This is a genomic window from Amycolatopsis sp. NPDC049253, from assembly GCF_040678995.1.
Lineage (GTDB): Bacteria > Actinomycetota > Actinomycetes > Mycobacteriales > Pseudonocardiaceae > Amycolatopsis.
Genome location: NZ_JBFAQX010000011.1, coordinates 200,541 through 222,019, shown reverse-complemented (window position 1 = coordinate 222,019; position 21,479 = coordinate 200,541). Strand labels below are relative to the sequence as shown.

General features: G+C 70.9%; 21 protein-coding genes. 12 read left to right on the top strand and 9 right to left on the bottom strand.

Annotated features, from left to right (window positions below):
* Positions 1 to 479 precede the first annotated feature (479 nt).
* From AB0K15_RS25585 to AB0K15_RS25565, 5 genes are all read left to right on the top strand, one after another.
* A complete protein-coding gene (locus AB0K15_RS25585) occupies positions 480 to 5,465 on the top strand; it encodes an NAD-glutamate dehydrogenase (RefSeq protein ID WP_364055215.1) in 4,986 nt (1,661 codons plus the stop codon).
* Positions 5,462 to 5,884, top strand: coding sequence for a thioesterase family protein (locus AB0K15_RS25580; protein ID WP_364055212.1), 423 nt, complete (start codon positions 5,462 to 5,464; stop codon positions 5,882 to 5,884). The genes AB0K15_RS25585 and AB0K15_RS25580 overlap by 4 nt, the downstream gene beginning before the upstream one ends.
* The gene (locus tag AB0K15_RS25575; RefSeq protein WP_364055209.1) at positions 5,877 to 6,515 is read left to right on the top strand and encodes a hypothetical protein; all 639 of its coding nucleotides are present in this window, start codon (positions 5,877 to 5,879) and stop codon (positions 6,513 to 6,515) included. The genes AB0K15_RS25580 and AB0K15_RS25575 overlap by 8 nt, the downstream gene beginning before the upstream one ends.
* 174 nt (positions 6,516 to 6,689) lie before the next feature.
* A complete protein-coding gene (locus AB0K15_RS25570; protein ID WP_364055206.1) occupies positions 6,690 to 6,959 on the top strand; it encodes a hypothetical protein in 270 nt (89 codons plus the stop codon).
* Between the two features lie 214 nt (positions 6,960 to 7,173).
* Positions 7,174 to 7,596, top strand: coding sequence for a DUF6292 family protein (locus AB0K15_RS25565; protein ID WP_364055203.1), 423 nt, complete (start codon positions 7,174 to 7,176; stop codon positions 7,594 to 7,596).
* On the opposite strand, the gene AB0K15_RS25560 is transcribed toward AB0K15_RS25565, so the two are convergent.
* Both AB0K15_RS25560 and AB0K15_RS25555 read right to left on the bottom strand, forming a co-directional pair.
* Positions 7,583 to 8,479, bottom strand: a complete 897-nt coding sequence (locus AB0K15_RS25560; RefSeq protein ID WP_364055339.1) for a fatty acid desaturase — start codon at positions 8,477 to 8,479, stop codon at positions 7,583 to 7,585. The two genes, AB0K15_RS25565 and AB0K15_RS25560, sit on opposite strands and share 14 nt — an antisense overlap.
* 366 nt (positions 8,480 to 8,845) lie before the next feature.
* Positions 8,846 to 9,049: a cold-shock protein gene (locus tag AB0K15_RS25555; protein ID WP_220243000.1), complete on the bottom strand. Its 204-nt coding sequence runs from the start codon at positions 9,047 to 9,049 to the stop codon at positions 8,846 to 8,848.
* A 460-nt stretch (positions 9,050 to 9,509) separates the two neighbouring features.
* On the opposite strand from AB0K15_RS25555, the gene AB0K15_RS25550 reads away from it, so the two are divergent.
* Positions 9,510 to 9,698: a hypothetical protein gene (locus AB0K15_RS25550; protein ID WP_220242999.1), complete on the top strand. Its 189-nt coding sequence runs from the start codon at positions 9,510 to 9,512 to the stop codon at positions 9,696 to 9,698.
* A 19-nt stretch (positions 9,699 to 9,717) separates the two neighbouring features.
* Here the strand turns inward: AB0K15_RS25550 and AB0K15_RS25545 are convergent, their stop codons facing one another.
* The 3 genes from AB0K15_RS25545 to AB0K15_RS25535 are packed head-to-tail and all read right to left on the bottom strand — an operon-like array spanning position 9,718 to position 12,719.
* Positions 9,718 to 11,316 (bottom strand): glycoside hydrolase family 13 protein, encoded by a 1,599-nt coding sequence (locus AB0K15_RS25545; protein WP_364055200.1) that lies wholly within the window; start codon positions 11,314 to 11,316, stop codon positions 9,718 to 9,720.
* On the bottom strand, positions 11,316 to 11,705 hold the full coding sequence (locus tag AB0K15_RS25540) for a globin (RefSeq protein ID WP_360608026.1): 390 nt from the start codon (positions 11,703 to 11,705) through the stop codon (positions 11,316 to 11,318). The genes AB0K15_RS25545 and AB0K15_RS25540 overlap by 1 nt, the downstream gene beginning before the upstream one ends.
* A gap of 33 nt (positions 11,706 to 11,738) precedes the next feature.
* Positions 11,739 to 12,719: a mechanosensitive ion channel family protein gene (locus tag AB0K15_RS25535; RefSeq protein ID WP_364055197.1), complete on the bottom strand. Its 981-nt coding sequence runs from the start codon at positions 12,717 to 12,719 to the stop codon at positions 11,739 to 11,741.
* A 398-nt stretch (positions 12,720 to 13,117) separates the two neighbouring features.
* Between AB0K15_RS25535 and AB0K15_RS25530 the strand changes: the two genes are divergently transcribed.
* A complete protein-coding gene (locus tag AB0K15_RS25530; protein ID WP_220246993.1) occupies positions 13,118 to 13,570 on the top strand; it encodes an HNH endonuclease in 453 nt (150 codons plus the stop codon).
* A 167-nt stretch (positions 13,571 to 13,737) separates the two neighbouring features.
* Here the strand turns inward: AB0K15_RS25530 and AB0K15_RS25525 are convergent, their stop codons facing one another.
* Positions 13,738 to 13,863 (bottom strand): hypothetical protein, encoded by a 126-nt coding sequence (locus AB0K15_RS25525; protein ID WP_326837852.1) that lies wholly within the window; start codon positions 13,861 to 13,863, stop codon positions 13,738 to 13,740.
* 531 nt (positions 13,864 to 14,394) lie between these two features.
* Between AB0K15_RS25525 and AB0K15_RS25520 the strand changes: the two genes are divergently transcribed.
* Together AB0K15_RS25520 and AB0K15_RS25515 are read left to right on the top strand one after the other, a co-directional pair.
* The gene (locus AB0K15_RS25520; protein WP_220242995.1) at positions 14,395 to 14,649 is read left to right on the top strand and encodes a hypothetical protein; all 255 of its coding nucleotides are present in this window, start codon (positions 14,395 to 14,397) and stop codon (positions 14,647 to 14,649) included.
* On the top strand, positions 14,636 to 15,130 hold the full coding sequence (locus AB0K15_RS25515) for a DUF5130 family protein (protein ID WP_354883817.1): 495 nt from the start codon (positions 14,636 to 14,638) through the stop codon (positions 15,128 to 15,130). The genes AB0K15_RS25520 and AB0K15_RS25515 overlap by 14 nt, the downstream gene beginning before the upstream one ends.
* A 98-nt stretch (positions 15,131 to 15,228) precedes the next feature.
* Here AB0K15_RS25515 and pepN read toward each other — a convergent pair whose 3' ends face one another.
* Positions 15,229 to 17,796 carry an aminopeptidase N gene (pepN, locus tag AB0K15_RS25510; protein ID WP_364055192.1) on the bottom strand — a complete coding sequence of 856 codons (2,568 nt, stop codon included), beginning with the start codon at positions 17,794 to 17,796 and terminating at the stop codon, positions 15,229 to 15,231.
* A 182-nt stretch (positions 17,797 to 17,978) separates the two neighbouring features.
* Between pepN and AB0K15_RS25505 the strand changes: the two genes are divergently transcribed.
* On the top strand, positions 17,979 to 18,599 hold the full coding sequence (locus AB0K15_RS25505) for a DsbA family protein (protein ID WP_364055189.1): 621 nt from the start codon (positions 17,979 to 17,981) through the stop codon (positions 18,597 to 18,599).
* Between the two features lie 4 nt (positions 18,600 to 18,603).
* On the opposite strand, the gene AB0K15_RS25500 is transcribed toward AB0K15_RS25505, so the two are convergent.
* Both AB0K15_RS25500 and AB0K15_RS25495 read right to left on the bottom strand, forming a co-directional pair.
* Positions 18,604 to 19,407 (bottom strand): MBL fold metallo-hydrolase, encoded by an 804-nt coding sequence (locus AB0K15_RS25500; RefSeq protein ID WP_364055186.1) that lies wholly within the window; start codon positions 19,405 to 19,407, stop codon positions 18,604 to 18,606.
* Positions 19,404 to 20,150 carry a 2-phosphosulfolactate phosphatase gene (locus AB0K15_RS25495; protein ID WP_364055183.1) on the bottom strand — a complete coding sequence of 249 codons (747 nt, stop codon included), beginning with the start codon at positions 20,148 to 20,150 and terminating at the stop codon, positions 19,404 to 19,406. Before AB0K15_RS25495 ends, AB0K15_RS25500 begins: the two co-directional genes overlap by 4 nt.
* 45 nt (positions 20,151 to 20,195) lie before the next feature.
* Between AB0K15_RS25495 and AB0K15_RS25490 the strand changes: the two genes are divergently transcribed.
* On the top strand, positions 20,196 to 20,669 hold the full coding sequence (locus AB0K15_RS25490) for a ribose-5-phosphate isomerase (RefSeq protein ID WP_364055180.1): 474 nt from the start codon (positions 20,196 to 20,198) through the stop codon (positions 20,667 to 20,669).
* Positions 20,669 to 21,478, top strand: a complete 810-nt coding sequence (locus AB0K15_RS25485; RefSeq protein WP_364055177.1) for a DNA-formamidopyrimidine glycosylase family protein — start codon at positions 20,669 to 20,671, stop codon at positions 21,476 to 21,478. The genes AB0K15_RS25490 and AB0K15_RS25485 overlap by 1 nt, the downstream gene beginning before the upstream one ends.
* Position 21,479: the final 1 nt, after the last annotated feature.

The following is a 21,479-nucleotide window of genomic DNA, read 5'->3' as shown; positions in this document are numbered from 1 at the left end:
AAATCCCGGTCCGTGCACCGCACCTTTCGCGTACCCGAAACCCGATGAGTTCCACGGGTTTGACGACGCCGGCTTCGGGGCACCGTCCCGTCGGATGACGACGCGACCGTCGCCCGTCCGGGCGGTTCCGGTGTGGGAATCCTCGCAGTGCCGGAAGGCAACCTTTTCCGGTTTGGCCGCCCGCTTCCGCGCGGCCACTCGCGGACTGAACCGATCACGAACCCGGTCCGGCACCACCGGACACCTCGGGCGGACCCGGGGCGCGCCCAGGGCCAAGGGATTCCCCCTGAACGGGTATCACCCGACTCCCGGGTAGCTGAACCGATCAACGCCGAAAGTCCTCGTCCTGTAAGGCAAACGTAAGTCTGGACAACTCCTGGTCTTTGTCACGGGCCCGGCGGGGTCGGATTAGTGTGGGGGTGTCCGCCACGTTGTGGTGACGGACGCGTCTCGATCTCGAAACTGGAGAGTTGCCTCACATGAGCTCGACGGGAGTCTCGTCCCCGCCCGGAACAGATGTCGGTGCCGAGGTCGGCGCGTTGCGTCGCTCGGCCAGCCCGGAACAGCTCCGGGACGAGCTGATCGACGCCGCCGCGGCGTTGGCGCCCGAGATCGGTGACCTGATCCGCCTGTACTACCGCCACATCCCGGCGGAGGAGATCGTCGGTGACGACCCCGTGGCGCTCGTCGGCGCGGTGCGCTCGCACCTGCAGCTGGCCAAGCAGCGCATGCCGGGACGCCCGGCGGTCCGGCTGCTGAACCCCACCGCGGCGCAGGACGGCTGGACCCGCGAGGCCACCGTCGTGCAGGTGGTCACCGACGACATGCCCTACCTCGTCGACAGCGTGGCGGCCGAGTTCGCGCGCGACGGCGTGCAGGTGCACCGCATCGTCCACCCGATCGTCGTGGTCAGCCGCGACGTCACGGGCGAGCTCGCGGGCCTGCACCCCGACGCCGACCCGGCGAACCCGCCGGCGATGTCGGCGGCCGAGTCGTGGATGTACCTCGAGATCGACCTCGTCACGGACCCCAACCGCGCCCGTGAGCTGGACAACCGGCTGGCCTCGGTGCTGGGCGACGTCCGGGAGGTCGTCGAGGACGCCGACAAGATGGCGCAGACCGCGTGCTCCGTGGCGGATTCGCTGGAGCAGCACCCGCCGAAGCTGCCCGACCCCGCGCAGATCGGAGAGGGTGCCCGGCTGCTGCGCTGGCTCGCCGACGGCCACTTCACCTTCCTCGGCTACCGCCGCTACGAGCTGGTCGAGAACCCGCACCCCGACTCGGACGAGCCGGCGCTGCGCGCGGTCCTCGCGTCCGGCCTCGGCGTGCTGCGCCAGGACAGCCTCGCCGCCCGCAGCCTCACCGCGGGCCCGGACGACTACGCCAGCGCGCTGTCCCCGACGCTGCTGGTGCTCACGCAGGCGAGCGCGCCTTCGACCGTGCACCGCCCGGTGTACCCGTACTACGTCGGCGTGAAGACGTTCGACGACGAGGGCACCGTGACCGGCGAGCACCGGTTCCTCGGCATGTTCACCACCACGGCGCTGCACGAGAACGTGCTCGACATCCCCGTGGTGTGCAAGCGCGTGCGCGAGGTGATCCACCGCGCCGGCTTCCCGATGGAGTCCTTCTCCGGCCAGCGGATGCTGGAGGTGCTGCAGAACTGGCCGCGCGCCGATCTGTTCTCCGCAGACACGGACTCGCTCTACGCCACCACGACCGGCGCCATCACGCTGTCGGACCGCCGGCGGCTGCGCCTGTTCCTGCGCCGCGACCCGTATGGCCGCTTCTACTCCTGCCTGGTCTACCTGCCGCGCGACCGCTACACCACGCGCTCGCGGCTGGCGATGCAGAAGGTGCTGCTGGAGGAGCTGGAAGGCACGCAGCTCGAGTACAGCGCGCGGATCGGCGAAACCGTGCTCGCGCAGGTGCACTTCATCGTGCACACCGACCCGGCGCACCGGATCGAGCCCGACACGCTGCGGATCCAGGAACGCCTCAACACCGTGGTCCGCAGCTGGGACGACCGCATGGTCGAGGCGATCCTGGCCGAGCGCCGCGAGCGCGCGGGCGACGGCCAGCCGATCGGCGTGATGGGCGAGGAGTCCGCCGTCGACCAGGGCCAGCGCTTCGCCGCGGTGTTCCCCGAGGGTTACAAGGAGGACTTCACCGCCGACGAGGCGCTCGCCGACCTGCGCAAGCTCGACACGCTGGCCGACGAGGGCGACCTGGCGCTGTCGTTCTACCTGCCCACCGACGCGGAGCCGGGCGAGCGCCGCTTCAAGCTCTACCTGCGCGGCGAAGGCGTGACGCTGTCGAAGGTCCTGCCGCTGCTGCAGGCCATGGGCGTCGAGGTCGTCGACGAGCGGCCGTACGAGCTGTTCCGCGAGGACGGCGGCGCCAGCTGGATCTACGACTTCGGCCTGCGCATCGAGGCGAAGTACCTCGACGAGACCAGCAGCGTCGCGCTCGACGCACTGCGCGAGCGGTTCCAGAGCGCGTTCCACGCGGCGTGGCGCGGCGACGCGGAGGTCGACGGCTTCAACGGCCTCGTGCTGCGCGCCGGTCTCACGTGGCGCCAGGCCGCCGTGCTGCGCGCGTACTCGCGTTACCTGCAGCAGGCCCGCAGCCCGTTTTCCCAGGCATACATCCAGAACACGGTGCTCAAGCACACCGAAGTGGCCACGCGGCTGCTGAACCTGTTCGAGACGCGCTGCGACCCGCAACTGTCCGATGTGGACCGCAAGACGCGGGAGGACTCGCTCGTCGGCGAGATCACCGCGATGATCGACGAGGTCACCAGCCTCGACGAGGACCGCATCCTGCGCCGCCTCATGGCCGTGATCAACGCGACGCTGCGCACCAACTACCACGTGACGGACGCGGACGGCGCCACGCGGCCGTACCTCGCGATCAAGCTCGACCCGAGCGGCGTGCCGGAGCTGCCGGAACCGCGGCCGAAGTTCGAGATCTTCGTGTACTCGCCGCGCGTGGAAGGTGTGCACCTGCGCTTCGGTGAGGTCGCGCGCGGTGGCCTGCGCTGGTCGGACCGGCGCGAGGACTTCCGCACGGAGGTCCTCGGCCTGGTCAAGGCGCAGGCGGTGAAGAACGCCGTGATCGTGCCCGTGGGCGCGAAGGGCGGCTTCGTGGTGAAGCGCCCGCCGGCTCCCACCGGCGACGCGAGCCTCGACCGCGACGCGCAGCTCACCGAGGGCATCGCGTGCTACCGCATGTTCATCTCGGGCCTGCTCGACCTCACCGACAACCGCGTCGAGGGCAAGACCGTCCCCGCGCCGGGCGTGGTGCGCCACGACGCCGACGACAGCTACCTCGTCGTCGCGGCCGACAAGGGCACCGCGAAGTTCTCCGACATCGCCAACGAGGTCTCGGCCCAGTACGGCTTCTGGCTCGGCGACGCGTTCGCCTCCGGCGGCTCGGTCGGCTACGACCACAAGGCCATGGGCATCACCGCCAAGGGCGCGTGGGAGAGCGTGAAGCGCCACTTCCGCGAGCTGGGCAAGGACACCCAGACCGAGGACTTCACGACCGTCGGCATCGGCGACATGATGGGCGACGTCTTCGGCAACGGCATGCTGCTCAGCGAGCACATCCGCCTGGTGGCCGCGTTCAACCACATGCACGTGTTCCTCGACCCGAACCCGGACGCCGCGTCGTCCTTCGCGGAGCGGCGCCGGCTGTTCGACCTGCCGCGCAGCTCGTGGGACGACTACGACCGCTCGCTCATCAGCGAGGGCGGTGGCATCTACCCGCGCTCGGCCAAGACGATCCCGATCAGCCCGCAGGTGCGCGAGGCGCTCGGCATCGCCGACGGCGTGACGCACCTGCCGCCGATGGAGCTCATCCAGGCGATCCTGCTGGCGCCGGTCGAGCTGCTGTGGAACGGCGGCATCGGCACCTACGTCAAGGCCGAGACCGAGACCCACGGCGACGCGGGCGACAAGGCCAACGACGCGATCCGCGTCAACGGCAACCAGCTGCGCGTGAAGGTCGTGGGCGAAGGCGGCAACCTGGGCCTGACCCAGCTCGGCCGCATCGAGTTCGCGCGCGCCGGCGGAAAGATCAACACCGACGCGCTCGACAACTCGGCCGGGGTCGACTGCTCCGACCACGAGGTCAACATCAAGATCCTGCTCGACCACCTCGTGGCCACCGGGGGCCTCGAGCACACGCGGCGCAACTCGCTGCTGGAGGAGATGACCGACGAGGTCTCCGACCTGGTGCTGGCCGACAACTACCGGCAGAACGCGGTGCTCGGCGTGAGCCGGGCCCACGCCGGTCCGATGGTGTCGGTGCACGCGCGGCAGGTGTCGTCGCTCGTCGCGAAGGGCGCTTTCGACCGCAAGCTGGAAGCCCTGCCGAGCTCCTCGGAGTTCCGCGCGCTGGAGAAGGCGGGCGAAGGCCTGTCGTCGCCGGAGCTCGCGACGCTGCTGGCCCACGTGAAGCTCGACCTCAAGGACGAGCTGCTGGCCAGTGAGCTGGTCGACTCCGAGGTGTTCACGCGCCGGCTGCCGGAGTACTTCCCGAAGCCGCTGCGCGAGCAGTTCGCCGACGCGATCGCGCAGCACCCGCTGCGCCGCCAGATCATCACCACGCTCGTGACCAACGAGCTGGTCGACGGCGGCGGCATCTCGTTCGTCTTCCGCCTCATGGAGGAGATGAACGCGACGGCCACCGACGCGGTGCGCGCGTACGCCGTGGTCACCCACGTCTACGACCTGCCGAAGCTGTGGGCGGAGATCGACGCGCTCGACAACGTGGTGCCCACCGCGGTCGCCGACGCGATGGTGCTGGAGACGCGCCGGCTGCTCGACCGCGCCGCCCGCTGGTTCCTCACCAACCGGCCGCAGCCGCTCGCGCCGCTGGCCGAGATCAACCGGTTCGGCCCGGTCGTCGCGGAGCTCGGCCCGAAGCTGGGCGACCTGCTGCGCGGCCGCGAGCTGGAGTCCGTGGAGGAGGACGCCGGCAAGCTCGTGGCCGAGGGCGTGCCCGCCGACCTCGCCCGCCGCGTGGCGCTGCTGCTGCACAGCTACGGCCTGCTCGACGTGGTCGAGGTCGCCGAGCTGGCCGAGCAGCAGGTGGGGCTCGACGCGCTGCACAGCCCGGCCGACACCGCCGAGCTGTACTACGCGCTCTCGGACCACCTGGACATCGACAAGATGCTCACCGAGATCAGCAAGCTCGAACGCGGCAACCGCTGGCACGCCCTCGCGCGGCTCTCGCTGCGTGACGACGTGTACGGCTCGCTGCGCGCCATCACGCTCGACGCGCTGCGCCACAGTGACCTGGACGTGGAGACCGACGCGAAGATCTCGCAGTGGGAGAAGACCAACGCGTCGCGGCTGTCGCGCGCCCGCGTGGCCCTCGACGAGATCACCCGCTCGGGGCGCCTCGACCTCGCGACGCTGTCGGTGGCGGCGCGCCAGATCAGGAGCACGGTCCGGTGACCTACGTTTCGCACGTCCGGCCGCGCTGGTCGGACATGGACGTGTACGGGCACGTCAACCACGCCAACATGGTGACGCTCCTGGAAGAGGCGCGGATCCCGGTGCTGTTCGGCGACGCGGTGAAAGCCGGGCTGACCGAGCTGCCCAAGGGCGTGGTCGTGGTGAAGCTCGGCGTGCACTACCGCGCGCCGATCGTGGTCACGCCCGAGACGTCGGTGCGGGTGGAGATCACGCTCACCGAGGTGAAGGCGGCCAGCATCACGCTGGCCTACGTCGTGCACACCGGGCCCGAGGAGTCGGACCCGGTGGCCGTGACGGCGGAGACCGTGCTGGCGCCGTACGACACCGTCAAGCTGCGTCCGAGGCGCCTTTCCGCCGAGGAGACCGAGTTCCTCAAGAAGGTGTTCGCCGATGCCTGAGCTGCGCATCCCCGACGCGGGCGACCGCGACACGCTCGGCGCCTTCGTCGCCCGCGCGGTGCGGCTCGACGGCAACACGGCCGTGCGGCTGCGCAACCGCCCCGACGGCGGTGTTGTCGAAGCGTGGACGGCCACGCCGTTCGAGGTCCTCGCCACCCGCGCGGTGGCGGGGACCGTGACCCCGGCCGACGTCACCGTGTCCGGCAACGAGCTGCTGGCGGCCCTCACGGTCGCCGGCGGCGAGGTCATGGATCCCGGCCCCGCGCGTGACCTGCTCTGGCACGCGGAGCTGCCCGCGCCCGGCCGCTGGCAGCTCGTGGACGACCTGCCGGTCGGCGTGGTGTCCGACCTGGCCGACCGCGGCGTCACGCTGGCCCGCGACAACGTCGGCCCGCACGGCACGCCACCGGCGTCGCTGATGGACCAGGCCGTGCTGACGGTGACCGGCGGCGAGCTCGAGGTGAAGGTGCAGCTGCGCTGCCTGTTCGCCTTGTCCGGCATGGGGTTGTTCGACTCGTCCATCGCCGGCGACGTGGTCCGCGTGACCGCCACGGACTCGTGGCTGCGGCTGGATGCCCGGTATGGGGCGGTGCTGAAGCGAAGGCACGCGTTGTTGCCTCTGCTTTTCTGAAATCCGCGCGATTGCGCGACACTCGCTCCAGCCAGGTTGTCTGTTCGCATTGTCTGTTCGCTTTGTCTGGAATTGCGCGAAAAGGGGTACCTGCCATTGCCCCTTCGCTTCTGAATTTCTTGCGATTTCCTTGCGGTCGTGGTGCTTTCCCGGCGACGGTGCGAGGGTGGGGACATGACCGACCCCGACGGTGACCCGACGGCGGATTTCCTCGCCGAGGTGCGCGCCGAGCAGACACCGTGGCGCACCGACCGCCCGGTGGACGCCGAGGGGCCCGAGCAGGCGGGCCAAACCGCGCGCCCCGGGCGCTTTTCGAAGGTCGGCCGAGCCGTGGGTGAGGCCGCTCCGTATGTCCAAGCCGCGTTGTTCGCGGCGTGGATCGCCACGTCAGTGGCCGATTCCGGCGACAGTTCGGGCGGAATGAACGGAGGCCAGAGCGGTTAGGTGGTCCCCGTGGACCGAAACTCCGGGTAGAGTCGGTGCCGGATGAGCCGCCGATGTCCGATTCGGCGCGACCTCGATCACCGCACCGCCGGTTGTCGTGGCTTTTTGCGCGCACGCGGTCCGCAGGCCGTTTTCGCCCGCCTGAGCCCCATTTCCGACGGTGGAGGGGAGACAAATGCTCCTGTCCGGTCCCGATCGTCTGACAACCGAAGCCGTGCACGAAGACCCACTGGTGCTGAGACGGGCGCTGGTCGGCTACGTACGCGCGGTGGCCGAAGCCGTGGACGTCTCCGTGGAGGGGACGTCGTGCGAGGTCGCCGACACCGTCACGGCCTACGTGGCGCTGAGCCGCCGCTCGCCGCGCTACCCCGGCCGTGACTTGATGTTGCTCTGGAACTCACGGCAGGGCTGGACGCTTTCCGTGGAGACGAGGCCGGCCGAGCCGCCGCTCGTCGTCGCGCGCCTGGGCGGAGACGCCGTGCCGGAACCCGCCCTCGTGGGCCGGTTCGTCGCCGAGGTGGTCTCGGCTTCCGACAACCGCGGGTGGACCACGCCGCCCAGCCGCGCCGCCGCCGATCGGGGTGAGCTGGCGGCCCGGCTGGAACGACGTGCCCGTCCCGTCGTCAGGCGGTCTTGAGCTTTCGCGCCAGCCGCTCCGGGCGGGGCCAGCGAACCTGAGACGCCCAGTTCAGCTTCTCGAACAGCCAGATGAGCCGAGCCGACGTGTCCAGCTGGCCGCGGCCCACGCCGTGGCGGGCGCCGGTCGGGTCGGCGTGGTGGGAGTTGTGCCAGGACTCGCCGAACGAGAGGATCGCCAGCGGCCAGAAGTTGGCCGAGCGGTCCCGCGCCTCGAAGGGGCGCTCACCGATCATGTGGCACAGCGAGTTGACCGACCACGTCACGTGGTGCAGCGCCGCCACCCGCACGAGCCCGGCCCAGAAGAAGGCCGTGAGTGCGCCCCACCAGCTCATCGTGGCGAGGCCGCCGATCAGCGCCGGCGCCAGCAGCGTCACGGCGGTCAGCACGGGGAAGAGGCTGTCGACACGGCGGATGTCCGGATCGTCCAGCAGATCCGGGGCGAAGCGGCGCGAGTTGGTCTTGTCGCGGTCGAACAGCCAGCCCATGTGCGCGTGCCAGAAGCCCTTGGCCAGCGCGGCGGGCGTGGTGCCGTAGCGCCACGGGGAATGCGGGTCGCCGTCGCGGTCGGAGTAGGCGTGGTGGCGGCGGTGGTCGGCGACCCACGAGATCACGGGGCCCTGCATCGCCATGCTGCCGGCCACTGCGAGCGCGATCCGCAGGCCACGGCGGGCGCGGAACGAGCCGTGGGTGAAGTAGCGGTGGAAACCGATCGTGATGCCCAGGCCGCTGAGGTAGTAGAAGCCGACGGCGAGGCCGATGTCGAGCCAGCTGAGCCCCCAGCCCCAGGCCAGGGGCACCGCGGCGACGACCGCCAGCAGGGGGAGCACGGCGAACAGCTTCACGAGGAAGGCTTCGGTGCCCGTCTTGCGGCCGGCGAGCATGGGCTCGGGTGCGGGCCGTTCGCGCACGGCGGTCGCCGTGCTCGAAGAGGTGGGGGCAGGGGAAGGAAGGGTGTCGCGGGGGGTGTCGATGCTGGAACGCTCCTGTCGAGCTGGTCCGATCGCTGCACTCTGCAGGACCGAGGCCGGTTCGACGGTGTGCCCGGGCTTCCCTGGCAGTTCAGGGAACGCGTCGTTGCGGGGGGCGCACACCGTTCGTGCGGTCCGGCCCCCGAGGGCCGGCCACGACCTGCTCTGCCAACGAACCGTTCGCCAGCAAGGTTCCCGGCGGAGTTTCCCGGCAGTTCCCCGAGAACGGCCGAGGGGCCGGTGCACGTGGCACCGGCCCCTCGGAAAACCGTTGTGACGTCAGAGAATCGTGACGGAAGTGGCCTGCGGCCCCTTCTGGCCCTGGCCGATCTCGAACTCCACCCGCGCGTTCTCCTCCAGGCTACGGAAACCGTTGCCCTGGATCTCGGAGTAGTGCACGAACACGTCGCCACCGCCGTTGTCCGGCGTGATGAAGCCGAAGCCCTTTTCGGCGTTGAACCACTTCACGGTGCCTTGCGTCATAAATGTCTCCACCACTGAAAACGATCGAGGTACCACTTCGGTACCCGGGTCGAAGACCGACGGTTTGATCTTCCGGTGACGGAGAACCACTACGCCCGCGCATCTTGCGAGCGTGGCTGCGGGGAGTGCCCACCGCACGAACACAAAATATGACCGCGGTCAGTTAACCACGTCGCACGCGGTCGCACCAGCCCACTGATCAGGTGGGCCCGCGGTGGCCGGAACCGGTCCACACTGTCTGTCCTTTGTGGACAAAAGGTGGGCCGGCGCCGGTACTGACCAGTGCTTCATTGTGCACGCGGGTGCACGTCGTGTAGCGTCGGTCACGTCGAGAGAGTTCTTCCCGCGCGCCGGCAGCAGAGCCGGCGTCGTCTTCGGCCGACCGCGAGGCCCGAGCCGGCTGCTCGGCCGGCCGTCGTCCCACCTGTATCTCGACGACTGCATTTCACAGAGGAGCCAGATGCGCTCGGAACGTCGTCCGCTGTCCCCCGACACCAGTGAGTTCGCCCGAGCCCGCGTCTCCGCGGAGCTGGGCCTGCGCCACCAGCGCGACCAGGCGGCCCGGACCGTCGCCGGCCGGGCCCGCGACGTGGACGACCTGCGTGGCCTGCTGGCCATGCTGGGCCTCGAGGCCGGGGCCCGCGGCTAGCCTTCCCGCTTCACCCCGCTCAGACCAGCCACGCCGCCGAGTCCGGCTGCAGCCTGCCGTCCACGAGCGGGCCGCTGGACACCAGCAGCTCGCCGGGCGGCAGGGCGATCGAGCTCGCCGACGTGTTGAGCGCGCAGATGAGCCCGCCCTTTCCGCCGCGGCGGAAAGCGAAGCAGCCGGCGGGCGCGCCGTACCACTCCAGCTCGTCACCGACGCGGAACGCGGCGTGCGTCTTGCGCAGCTCGACCGCCCGCCGGTACAGCGAGAGCGTCGACGACGCGTCTTCCAGCTGGCGTTCCGCGGTGAGTTCCGCCCACTCGGCCGGCATCGGCAGCCACGTCCGCGGGTTGCGCGAAAAGCCGAACGGCGGCAGCGAACCCTCCCACGGCATCGGCGCGCGCTCGGGGTCCCGGCTGAACTGCGGGCCCTGGCTGCGCGCCCGCGGGTCGGACATCGCCTCGGGCGGGATCTCGACGTTCGGCAGGCCCAGCTCTTCGCCGTTGTACAGGTAGACCGCACCCGGCAGGGCCAGCTCCACGAGCGCCATGGCCCGCGCGCGCCGCAGCCCGGCCGCGCCGCCGCCGTAGCGGCTCACGGTGCGCCACACGTCGTGGTTGGACAGCGTCCAGGTGGCGGGCGCGCCGGCCGCGCGCGGCACGGCCAGCGACCGCTCGATCGAGGTGCGCATCGCGTCGGCGTCGAAGTGCGTGAGCACCAGGCGGAAGTTGAACGCCAGGTGCAGCTCGTCGGGCCGCAGGTACCGCGCGAGGCGGTCCTCGTCGTGCACCCAGATCTCGCCGACGGCCATCGTGTCCGGGTACTCGTCGAGCACCTTGCGGATCATCTGGTGGACCTCGTGCACGCCGTCTTCGTCGAAGCGCGGGTCGAAGTGCTCGCCACCGCCGAAGCCGGCCGCGCGCGGGTCCATGTCGGGCAGGCCCGGCGGCTTCGCCATGCCGTGGGCCACGTCGATGCGGAAGCCGTCGACGCCGCGGTCGAGCCAGAAGCGCAGCGTGCGCTCGAGGTCGTAGCGCACTTCGGCGTTGGCGTAGTTGAGATCCGGCTGCTGCGAGGCGAACAGGTGGAGGTACCACTGCCCGTCGGGCACGCGCGTCCAGGCGGGCCCGCCGAACACGGAGACCCAGTTGTTGGGCGGTTCCGAGCCTTCGGGGCCGCGGCCGTCGCGGAAGACGTAGCGGTCGCGCTCGGGGCTGCCGGGCGCGGCGGCCATCGCGGACTTGAACCACGAGTGCTGGTTGCTGGTGTGGTTCGGGACGATGTCCACGGTCACCTTGATGCCGCGCTTGTGCGCCTCGGTGAGCAGCACGTCGAAGTCGCCGAGCGTGCCGAACATCGGGTCCACGTCACGCGGGTCGGACACGTCGTAGCCGTGGTCGGCCATGGGGGAGCGGTAGAACGGCGTGAGCCACAGGGCGTCGACGCCGAGCAGCTCCAGATACCCCAGCCGGCTGCGGATGCCTTCGAGGTCGCCGACCCCGTCGGCGTCGGAGTCGGCGAACGAGCGCACGTAGACCTCGTAGAAGACGGCGTCGGCCCACCACGCCGGGCGGGGCCGGTCCTCCGGGGACCGGCGGTGCCCCGCCACCGGGCGTCTCATCAGACGAAGCTGTTCATCATGCTGTGGGCAGCCATCTCGAGGTAGGCCCACAGTTGCTCGCGGTACGGCTCGGGCAGGTTCTCCTCGTCGACCGCCACGCGGATCGCGCGCAGCCACGCGTCGCGCTCGATCGGGCCGATCTTGAACGGCGCGTGGCGCATCCGCAGCCGCGGGTGGCCCCGGCGGTCGGAGTAGGTGTGCGGGCCGCCCCAGTACTGGATGAGGAACAGCCGGAAGCGTTCCTCGGCCGGGCCGAGGTCCTCCTCCGGGTACAGCGGGCGCAGGATCTCGTCGGTCGCCACTTCCTGGTAGAAGCGCGCGACGATGCGCCGGAACGTCGGTTCACCGCCCACGGCCTCGTACAGGTTCGCGGGTTCGGAGCCACTCACAGTCGACACCCCTCCATCTTGCCCTTACCGCGGCTACTTGTCGGCGCCCGGTGCGGACAGGTACCGGCCGAGCGGCGGCTCGAAGCCCGCCTCCTCCAGCGCGGCGAGCAGGTGCGCGCGCAGGGCCCGCTGCACGGCCCACTGCTTGCCGGGTCGCACCTTCACCGTCAGCCGCAGCTGGATGCCCTCCGGGGTGACCTTCTCCACGCCCAGCATCTCCGGCGGCTCCATCACGTTGGCGGCGAGCGCCTCGCTCTCGGACGCCTTCGTGGCCGCCTCCATGAGCACGGTGGTGGCCAGGTCGACGTCGGCGGAGTAGCCCAGGGGCACGTCGACCACGGCCACGGCGAAGCCCTGGCTGGAGTTGCCGACGCGCAGCACCTCGCCGTTGCGCACGTACCAGACGGTGCCGCCCAGGTCGCGCAGCGTGGTGATGCGCAGGCCCACGGCCTCGACGGTGCCGGTCGCCGGGCCGATGTCCACGACGTCGCCCACGCCGTACTGGTCCTCGATCATCATGAAGATCCCGGACAGGAAGTCGCGCACGAGGTTCTGCGCGCCGAACCCGAGGGCCACGCCGACGATGCCCGCCGACGCGATGATCGGTGCCAGGTCGAGGCCCAGCTCACCCAGCACGAGGATGAACGCCAGGCCGTAGATGAGGAACGTGGCCATCGACTTCAGCACCGAGCCGATCGTCGCGGCGCGCTGCCGGCGCCGCTCCACCACGGCCGGGCCGAGCACGTCGGGGGCGCGCTCGCGCAGCGGTCTCAACAGGGCGGGCAGCTTGCCGCTGCCGCCGCGCGGCAGCGTGGTCACGCGGTTGATGACCCGGCGTGTGAGATACCGCACCACGAACGCGAGAACCAGGATCAGGATGATCCGCAGCGGCTTGGTCACGAGCCAGTCCGCCGAACCGGCGAGCCACTCGTTGTGCGTGATCGAAAAGACCTGCGAGCACCACGTGCCGGGGTCGGAGATGCACGCTGGCGGGGCGCTGAGCACGGCGTTCACGGGGTGGAACAGTCCTTCCGTCGCTTCGGTTCACCCAACGGCAAGTGGATGTTGGGTCGCGGGCACGTGACACGTCACGTAACACACGTGCACTTTGGGGCTGATGTGTGGTCGACTATGCCTGCACCGGTGGAGGTGGTCGAGTGCCAGACCGACAACCCGTCCCCCTCGGCGGCGCCGGCCAAGCCATGGCCGAGCAGTCGCCGGAGACGGTCCTGCGCGCCTGCCCGGGAGGTTCCGCACCCGGCGGAACGAACCCGGCCGGGCCGGGGACCCGACCAGGGGGAGTTTCCCGTCCGCCCGGACAGCGTAGAGGCCGGGACCCGGCGACCCCGCCCTGGGGCCGCCGTCGCGTATTGCTGCTGAACGCCACCTTCGAGCCCCTCACCGCGTTGCCCATGCGGCGCGCGGTGGTGCTCGTGATGTGCGGCAAGGCGGAAGTCGTCCACGGTGACCCGGGTGGCGTGGAGCTGCACGCCGCGACCGTGTCGCTGCCCGTCCCGTCCGTGATCCGGCTGAGCACATACGTGCGCGTGCCGTACCGCGCGAAGGTGCCGCTGACCCGGGCCGGGCTCATGCACCGCGACCGGTACCGCTGCGCCTACTGCGGCGGCCGGGCCGAGACCATCGACCACGTCCTGCCGCGCAGCCGCGGCGGACCCCACAGCTGGACCAACTGCGTGGCCTGCTGCGCCAAGTGCAACCACCGCAAGGCCGACAAGCTCCTCTCGGAGCTGGGCTGGCGCCTGCGCGTGGTGCCGCGGGCGCCCCACGGCCCGCACTGGCGCCTCCTGGCACACTCCAAGGAGGCCGACCCGCTGTGGCGGCCGTATCTGGGTTCCGCGGCCTGACGGACCGCCTGAGGCCCGTTCGGAAGGCTCTGACACGTCGGCGCCCCGGCTGCCTGTGCGGCGGCCGGGGCGAGCCGATGAGTCGCTGAACCTGCCCGCGCGTTTCCCGCGCGGTGGCTTCGTCTTCACGCGCGCGCCCTTCGCCGGGTGCGCGCGTCCTGCTTTTCTCAGGCGGCCAGCGCGAAGTCGGCCTGCGAGGTCACGCGGGTTCCCCGGGTGACGCGCGTGCCGCGGGTGACCCGTGTGCCGCACGTGACGCGGGTGCCGTTGGTGACGCGGGTGCCACGGGTCACGCGGGTGCCCCTCGTGACGCGGGTGCCGGCCGTCACGCGGGTGCCGTTGGTGACGCGCGTGCCGCGGGTGACCCGAGTGCCGCGCGTGACTCGCGTGCCGCCGGTGACGCGGGTACCGCGAGTGACCCGAGTACCGCGGGTAACCCTTGTGCCGGACGTCACACGCGTTCCGGTCAGGAATTCGGTCTCGCTGGGTGACGAAATGGGCTCGATGATCGCCTGAGCGGGGGGCTGGACGCTCTGCATGACGTGGCCTCCTGGGACCGGTGCGTGACCTGCTGGGGCTGGGGAGCGGACCGCAAGGCCCGTACAGGTGAAAAAGCTACGAGCATTTCAGTTCGCCGACAAGACGGGGGCGACCGGTACGGCCGCCTGTACGTTGAGTTGCAACCTTTCGGCCCGCCCGGCTTCGCCCCAACGTTCCAGCGCGTGCGAGCCAAGCGGCGGACGGGCGCTCCCACACGACGAGCGGTCGCGTCCCGGCGCGGCGCCGTGCGGTGGCCACCAGGGCCATCCGATACGCTCACCGGCGTGAACGTTGTCGAGACGATCCTGGTCTACGCGGTCATCCCCCTGGCCATCTACTTGGTGGTCGGTGCGGCCACCCTGCGGAAGAAGTTCTCGGGGACGCCGCGGTACCGGCCGGGACAGCCGTGGGAGTACCCCGCGATGTGGTGGACCGCCAACCCGGAGGGTGTCGGTGCGGGTCACCACGCCGTCGATCCGGACTCTGTGGTGCCCTCGGGCACCGTGACCGCTGCCGGAGGCGCACGTGGCAAGTGGTGAACTCGCGCACTCGGCCACGGCCGTGGATGTCGCCGAGAAGGACCTGCCCTTTGGTGAGGTGATCACCAACAGTGGCCGCCGTTCCGCGGCCAAGATGTACGAGCCGGCCGAGCCGACCAGCCCGTTCTCGGTTCAGCAGCTCGCTCGCCTGGACGAGGCGCTGACCTTCGCGACGCGCGAGTCCGGCGTCGCCTTCAGCGTGTACCTCGGCGACCTCGGCGAGGACACCCGCGCCGGAGCCGAGAAGCTGCTGGCCTCGACCGAGGACCCGGCCAACGCCGTGGTCCTCGCGGTCTCGCCCGCGCAGCGCGCGATCGAGATCGTGATCGGCGAGCGCTCGCACGTCCGCCTGCCCGACCGCGGCGCCAACCTGGCCGTGGCGAGCATGGTCGCGTCGTTCAAGGAGGGTGACCTGGTCGGTGGCCTTGTCAACGCCCTGCGCATGCTGAGCGACCAGGCCGGGCCGGACCCGAAGCACTGACATCTCCCTGACGCACCGAAGGGGGCCTCCTCGACTGTCGAGGAGGCCCCCTTCGGCGTTCGCGGGGTGGTGGGGGCCGCCCGGGCGGCCCCCACCGGTCAGACCTGGCTGTCGAACTCCCGCGCGGCGAGCGCGCGGACGATGCCGGCGCGGCCTTCGGACACGAGCCGGCGCAGCGCGGCCGGGTGCTCGCCCTTGAGCCACTCGTCGGACGCGGCCACGGTGGCCGGCTCGACGGCCCACGACGGGTAGAGCCCGATCACGGTCGGCTGGGCGCGCTCGCTGGAGCGGCGTGTCCACACCTCGTCGATGACCTCGAAGTAGCGCTCGACGTAACTGCCGAGCAGCTGCTTCTGGCCCGGGTGCGAGAAGCCCGAGATGAGCGCGTCGCTGACGGCGTTGGGGATCTCGTCGTCGTAGACGGCGCGCTGCCACGCGTCGGCCTTGGCCTCGGCGGTCGGCTGCAGCGCGCGGCACCGCTCGGCGTGCCGCCGGCCCGCGGCCGTGTCGTCCTTGGCCAGCTCGGCCGCGATGTCCGCGGTGCCGGCCTTGCCGTGGGCCACGAGCGCCTGCAGCAGGCGCCAGCGCAGGTCGGTGTCCACGGTGAGGCCGGGCAGCGGCGCGGAGCCGTCGAGCCAGCCCGCGACGACACCCAGCGTCGCCTCGTCGAGCACGCCGCCGGCCAGCGAGTTCACGAACGCCAACTGGTGGTCGGACCCGGCTTCGGCGCCCTGGGCGAGCTCCAGCAGCCGCGCCGTGAGCGCCGGCCAGCCCTGCTCAGCGGCCCACTTCTGGTCCGCGTACGAGTTCAGCGCCGTCTGGGCCTGCAGCAGCAGCCGCTGCACCACGCCGACCTCGCTCTCGGCGTGGATGCCGCGCGCCACCAGCGTCACGAAGTCGCGCGCCTTGAGCTCGGCCTCGCGCGTCATCTCCCACGCGGCCGACCAGCACAGCGTGCGGGGCAGCGGCTCGACGATGTCGGCGATCCGGTCGATCAGCGTGGTCAGTGACGCCGGGTCGAGGCGCATCGTGCAGTAGGTGAGGTCGTCGTCGTTGACGAGCACGAGCTTGCCCGCCGGCTTGCCGACCAGCGCCGGCACCTCGGTGCGGTCGCCGGACACGTCCAGCTCCACGCGGTCGGTGCGCACGACCTTGCCGGCGCCGTCGTCGTCGTACACGCCGACCGCGACGCGGTGCGTGCGCAGCTCACCGGCGCCCGGCTTCGCGCCCGTCTGCACCACGGCGAACGAGGAGAACGTGCCGTCGGCCGCCACCTCGTAGCGCGGGCTGAGCGAGTTGAGGCCGGTGGTCTCGAGCCACTGCGCACTCCACCACGACAGGTCGCGCCCGGACGCCTCTTCCAGCGCGGCCAGCAGGTCCGCCAGCGTGGCGTTGCCCCACGCGTGCTTTCCGAAGTAGACCTTCAGCCCGTCGAGGAAGTGCTCGATGCCCACGTAGGCCACGAGCTGCTTCAGGACGCTCGCGCCCTTGGCGTAGGTGATGCCGTCGAAGTTCACCTCCACCGCGTGCAGGTCGACGATGTCGGCCGCGATCGGGTGGGTGGAGGGCAGCTGGTCCTGGCGGTAGGCCCACGACTTCTCGATGTTCGCGAAGCTGGTCCACGCGTTCTTGTACTCGGTGGCCTCGGCCTGTGCGAACACGCTCGCGAAGGTCGCGAACGACTCGTTGAGCCACAGGTCGTCCCACCAGCGCATGGTGACCAGGTCGCCGAACCACATGTGCGCCATCTCGTGCAGCAGCGTCTCGGCGCGGCGCTCGTAGGCGTAGCGCGTGACGCGGCTGCGGAAGACGTAGTCCTCCAGGAACGTCACGGCGCCGGCGTTCTCCATCGCGCCCGCGTTGAACTCCGGCACGAACAGCTGGTCGTACTTGGAGAACGGGTAGGGCGTGCCGAACTTCTCGTGGAAGAAGCCGAAGCCCTGCTTGGTCTCCACGAACAGGCGGTCGGCGTCCATGTGCTCGGCGAGCGACGCGCGGCAGTAGATGCCGAGCGGGATCGTCCGGTGGGCGTCGGAGAACTCGTCGCGCCACTCGGCGTACGGGCCGGCGATGAGGGCGACCAGGTACGTCGAGATCCGTTCGGACACGGCGAAGTTCGTCACCCGAGCGCCGTCGGGAGTGTCCTCTTCGGTCTCGACGAGCGCGTTGGACACGATCTTCCAGTCGCGCGGCGCGTGGACCGTGAGCTGGTACACCGACTTCAGGTCGGGCTGGTCGAAGCAGGCGAACATGCGCTTCGCGTCGGCGGTCTCGAACTGCGTGTAGAGGTACACGCCGTTGTCGACCGGGTCGACGAAACGGTGGAGGCCTTCGCCGGTGTTCATGTACCGGCAGTCCGCGGTCACTACGAGCTCGTTGTCTGCGGCGAGCTCCGGCAGCGCGATGCCCCTGTCCTCGACGTAGGTGCTCACGTCGAGCTCGGTGCCGTTGAGCACGGCGGAGCGGACGCCCTCGGCGACGAGGTCGATCCACGAGGACTCGCCCGGCCGGGTGGCGGAGAAGCGCACTGTGGTGGTGGAGAGGAAGGTCTTCTCACCGGGACCGCCGTGGCCGTCGGTCAGGTCCAGCACGATGTCGTAGGACGCGACATCCAGCAGGCCGGAGCGCTGCTTGGCTTCGTCACGAGTCAGGTTGGGGGCGGGCACGGGCACCTCTGGTCTTCGATTCCGGTTGCGGTTTTCGGGCTGTCGAGCATCCAATCATGCGAAGCGGTCCTCGGGCGACGGGGAACAACCGGGCCTGTCGCGCGCGTTGGCCGTCATTGGGGGAACACCCCGCTGAAAAAGGCATGCCTGCCGACGTCGAACCTCGCGAGGAGCTCGTTGAGATGACCGCTGCGTCCCAGCCCACCAAGGTGGACTTCTACTTCGATCCGATCTGTCCGTTCGCGTGGATCACCTCGCGGTGGATCCTCGAGGTCGAGAAGCACCGCGAGCTGGACCTGAACTTCCGGATCATGAGCCTGTCCGTGCTCAACTCGGGCCGCGACGAGCTGCCGGAGCGCTACCAGGAACTGATGGACAAGGGCTGGCGCCCGGTCCGCGTGGCCACCGCGCTGGCCGCAGCCAAGGGCGAAGAGGCGCTGCGCGACTTCTACACGGAGTTCGGCACGCGCTACCACAACCAGGGCAACAAGGACTTCGACGTCGTCCTCAAGGAGACCCTCGAGGCCGTCGGCGCGCCGCCCGAGCTGATCGAGGCCGCCGACTCGACCGAGTACGACGAGGCGTTGAAGAAGAGCCACCACGAGGGCATGGACCCGGTCGGCATGGACGTCGGCACGCCGACCATCCACATCGACGGTGTCGCGTTCTTCGGCCCGGTGCTCAGCTCGATCCCGCGGGGCGACGACGCCCTGAAGCTGTTCGACGGCGCCGTCGCGATGGCGAGCTACCCGGACTTCTTCGAGCTCAAGCGCACCCGCACCGGTGAGCTGAACTTCGACTGACGTCTCACGGGGTCGCGAACGCGGCCCGCGTGACGTCGGCGGGGTAGGGCGAGGCCGCCACGGCCTCGTCCGCCCCGCTGGCTCCGGCCGCCACGGCGGCCTTCAGCTCGTTGAGCCGGCGCAGCCCGTCGCGGTGCTCCCGGACGAACCCGGGGTCCACGGGCTCGCCGTGCCCGGGTACCACGATCCGCGGGTCGAGCGCGAGGATCGCCTCGAGCGCGCCCGGCCACTCGCGCAGGTGCGTCTCGTCGCTGAACGAGTACTCCGTGAAGCCCTCTGGCCCGTGCTCCACCACGTCGCCGGCGAACACGACACCCGCGTCGGGCACGTGCACGACCAGATCGTGGTCGGTGTGCGCGCGGCCGGGGTGCACGAGCGCGACGGTGCGGCCGCCGAGGTCGAGCTCGACCCGGAGGGTCACGAGCCGGTCGGGCGGCATGAGGCCGGTGCGGTCGAGGGCGTCGGCGATCTCCGGCTTGCCTTCCGCGCGGTAGCGCGCGCTCCACTTGGCTTTCGTGGTCTCGCCGTGCTCCAGCAGCTCGCGCAGGCAGCGTTCGTGCGCCCAGACGTCGCACGGCAGGAACGGCGTGGTGCCGAAGCTGTGGTCGAAGTGCGCGTGCGTGTAGACGACGCTCCACGGAAGGTCCGTCAGCTCCCGCACGGCCGCGGCGAGCTCGGCGCCCTGGTCGACGTCGCCGCGCGTGTCGATCACCAGGCAGCGCTCGGCGCCGATCACCAGCCCGGTGGTCAGGTCGAGCTCTTCGTAGCGGCGCGCGTGCACGCCTTCGGCCACTTCGGTCCAGGTCATTCCGCCTCCAGGGTTTTCCCGCGCAGGATGGGCACGGTGGTGCTGACGTCGGCTTGCGCGGCGAGCTCGACGTCGCCGGGGTGGCCCGCGGCGGCCAGTTCGCGGCCGGACGAGCAGGTGCGCAGGGCGTGCGCGAGATCGGTGCCCGCGGAGGCCGTGGCCGCGAGGGCCGCTTCCGCCGAGAGCGTGCGGCCGTGGCGGGCGAGGGCCGCGACGATCGCGCCCGCGCCGAGCTGGTCTTCCACACAAGGGCGCAGGGGTCCGAAGTGCTGCCCTTCGCCCAGCAGGTCGATGCCCCAGCGTTCGCCGGCCGGGATCACGCCGACGGGGCGCCCGGCCGCCAGCTCGAGCGCCTTCGCCGCGACGGCCGAGGTGTTGCGCAGGCAGCCGGCGAGCACGTGGGCTCCGGTGGCGGCGGCCGCGGTGGTCAGGGTGGCGCCGTTGGGCGAGGGCAGCGCGAGCAGCGTGCCGGACGGGATGTCCGTCACAGAGGAAGGCCGCAGCGTCCACGCTGCCTCACCCGCGACGACCGCCCCCGCGGCTCGCGCTTCGGCCACCCCGCGTTCGTCGCGCCAGCGCACCGGCAGCACCCGGCCGCCGCGCGCGGTGACGAGATCCGTGGTGGTGCAGAAGGAAAGCACGTCGACCACCACGAGCACCGCGCACGCACCGCCGAGCGCCGCGACGCCTTCGGCGCCCCATTCGAGCCGCACGTCGTATTCCGGCTGTCCCCAAGTGTCCACCCCCAGAGCATGCCCGCCACCGGCGGTGATGGCAGACTCGCCGCTGTGCGTGTCTACTTGGGATCCGACCATGCCGGTTTCGAGCTGAAGAACCACCTGGCCAGCCACCTCGCGGGCCAGGGGCACGAAGTCGTCGACGTCGGTCCGCACAGCTACGACCCCGTCGACGACTACCCCGCGTACTGCGTGGCCGCGGCGCTGCGCGTGTCCGGCGACGAGGGCAGCCTCGGCATCGTGATCGGTGGCTCGGGCAACGGCGAGCAGATCGCCGCCAACAAGGTCCCCGGCATCCGCGCGGGTCTCGGCTGGAGCGTCGAGACGGCGCAGCTGTGCCGGGAGCACAACCACGCGCAGGTGCTCGGCGTCGGCGCGCGGATGCACACCGCTGAGCAGGCCACCGAGATCGTCGAGGCCTTCCTGGCCACCGAGCCGTCGCCGGAGGAGCGCCACGGGCGCCGGATCCAGCAGCTGCTCGACTACGAGCGCACCGGCACGCCGCCGCCCCTGCCGGAAGCCTGATGCCCGAAGGGCACACCCTCCACCGCCTCGCCCGTCTGCACAAACGCCGTTACGCCGGCGCGCCCGTCTCGGTTTCCAGCCCGCAGGGCCGGTTCGCCGACGAAGCGGCGAAGCTCGACGGGCAGGTGCTGGAGTCCGCCGAGGCGTACGGCAAGCACCTGTTCCACGACTACGGTCCACACGGGACAGTGCACGTCCACCTCGGCCTGTACGGCACGTTCGGCGAAACGCCGCTGCCCGAGACCGAACCGGTGGGCCAGGTGCGGATGCGCCTGATCGGGCTGACGCACTGGACCGATCTGCGCGGCCCCACCCGGTGCGAGCTGCTCGACGCGGCCCAGGTCGACGCGATCAAGGCGCGGCTCGGGCCCGACCCGTTGCGCCGCGACGCCAAGCCCGACCTCGCGTGGGACCGGATTTCGCGTTCGCGCACTTCGGTGGCGGCATTGCTGATGGACCAGGCCGTGCTCGCCGGGGTCGGCAACGTGTACCGCGCCGAGGTGCTGTTCCGCCACGGCGTCGCCCCGATGGTGCCCGGCCGCGCGCTCGACCGCGGGCTGTGGGACGAGATGTGGGCCGACCTGGTGACGTTGATGCGCCACGGCGTGCGCGTCGGCCGCATCGACACGGTGGCGCCGGAGCACATGCCGGCCGCGCAGGGCCGCGCGCCGCGCGAGGACCGGCACGGCGGCGAGGTGTACGTCTACCGGCGCGCCGGGATGCCGTGCCTGGTGTGTGGCACGCCGGTGGCGCACCAGGAGCTCGTGGGGCGGAACCTGTACTGGTGCCCGTCCTGCCAGCCCGCCTGAG

Coding starts and splice junctions, on each gene's coding strand:
- AB0K15_RS25560 (WP_364055339.1), bottom strand. CDS start 8,479: ATGCTCGCCGGCCGCAAGACGGGCACCGAAGCCTTCCTCGTGAAGCTG.
- AB0K15_RS25485 (WP_364055177.1), top strand. CDS start 20,669: ATGCCCGAAGGGCACACCCTCCACCGCCTCGCCCGTCTGCACAAACGC.
- AB0K15_RS25500 (WP_364055186.1), bottom strand. CDS start 19,407: ATGACCTGGACCGAAGTGGCCGAAGGCGTGCACGCGCGCCGCTACGAA.
- AB0K15_RS25550 (WP_220242999.1), top strand. CDS start 9,510: ATGCGCTCGGAACGTCGTCCGCTGTCCCCCGACACCAGTGAGTTCGCC.
- AB0K15_RS25505 (WP_364055189.1), top strand. CDS start 17,979: ATGACCGCTGCGTCCCAGCCCACCAAGGTGGACTTCTACTTCGATCCG.
- AB0K15_RS25570 (WP_364055206.1), top strand. CDS start 6,690: ATGACCGACCCCGACGGTGACCCGACGGCGGATTTCCTCGCCGAGGTG.
- AB0K15_RS25530 (WP_220246993.1), top strand. CDS start 13,118: ATGCGGCGCGCGGTGGTGCTCGTGATGTGCGGCAAGGCGGAAGTCGTC.
- AB0K15_RS25555 (WP_220243000.1), bottom strand. CDS start 9,049: ATGACGCAAGGCACCGTGAAGTGGTTCAACGCCGAAAAGGGCTTCGGC.
- AB0K15_RS25575 (WP_364055209.1), top strand. CDS start 5,877: ATGCCTGAGCTGCGCATCCCCGACGCGGGCGACCGCGACACGCTCGGC.
- AB0K15_RS25545 (WP_364055200.1), bottom strand. CDS start 11,316: ATGAGACGCCCGGTGGCGGGGCACCGCCGGTCCCCGGAGGACCGGCCC.
- AB0K15_RS25585 (WP_364055215.1), top strand. CDS start 480: ATGAGCTCGACGGGAGTCTCGTCCCCGCCCGGAACAGATGTCGGTGCC.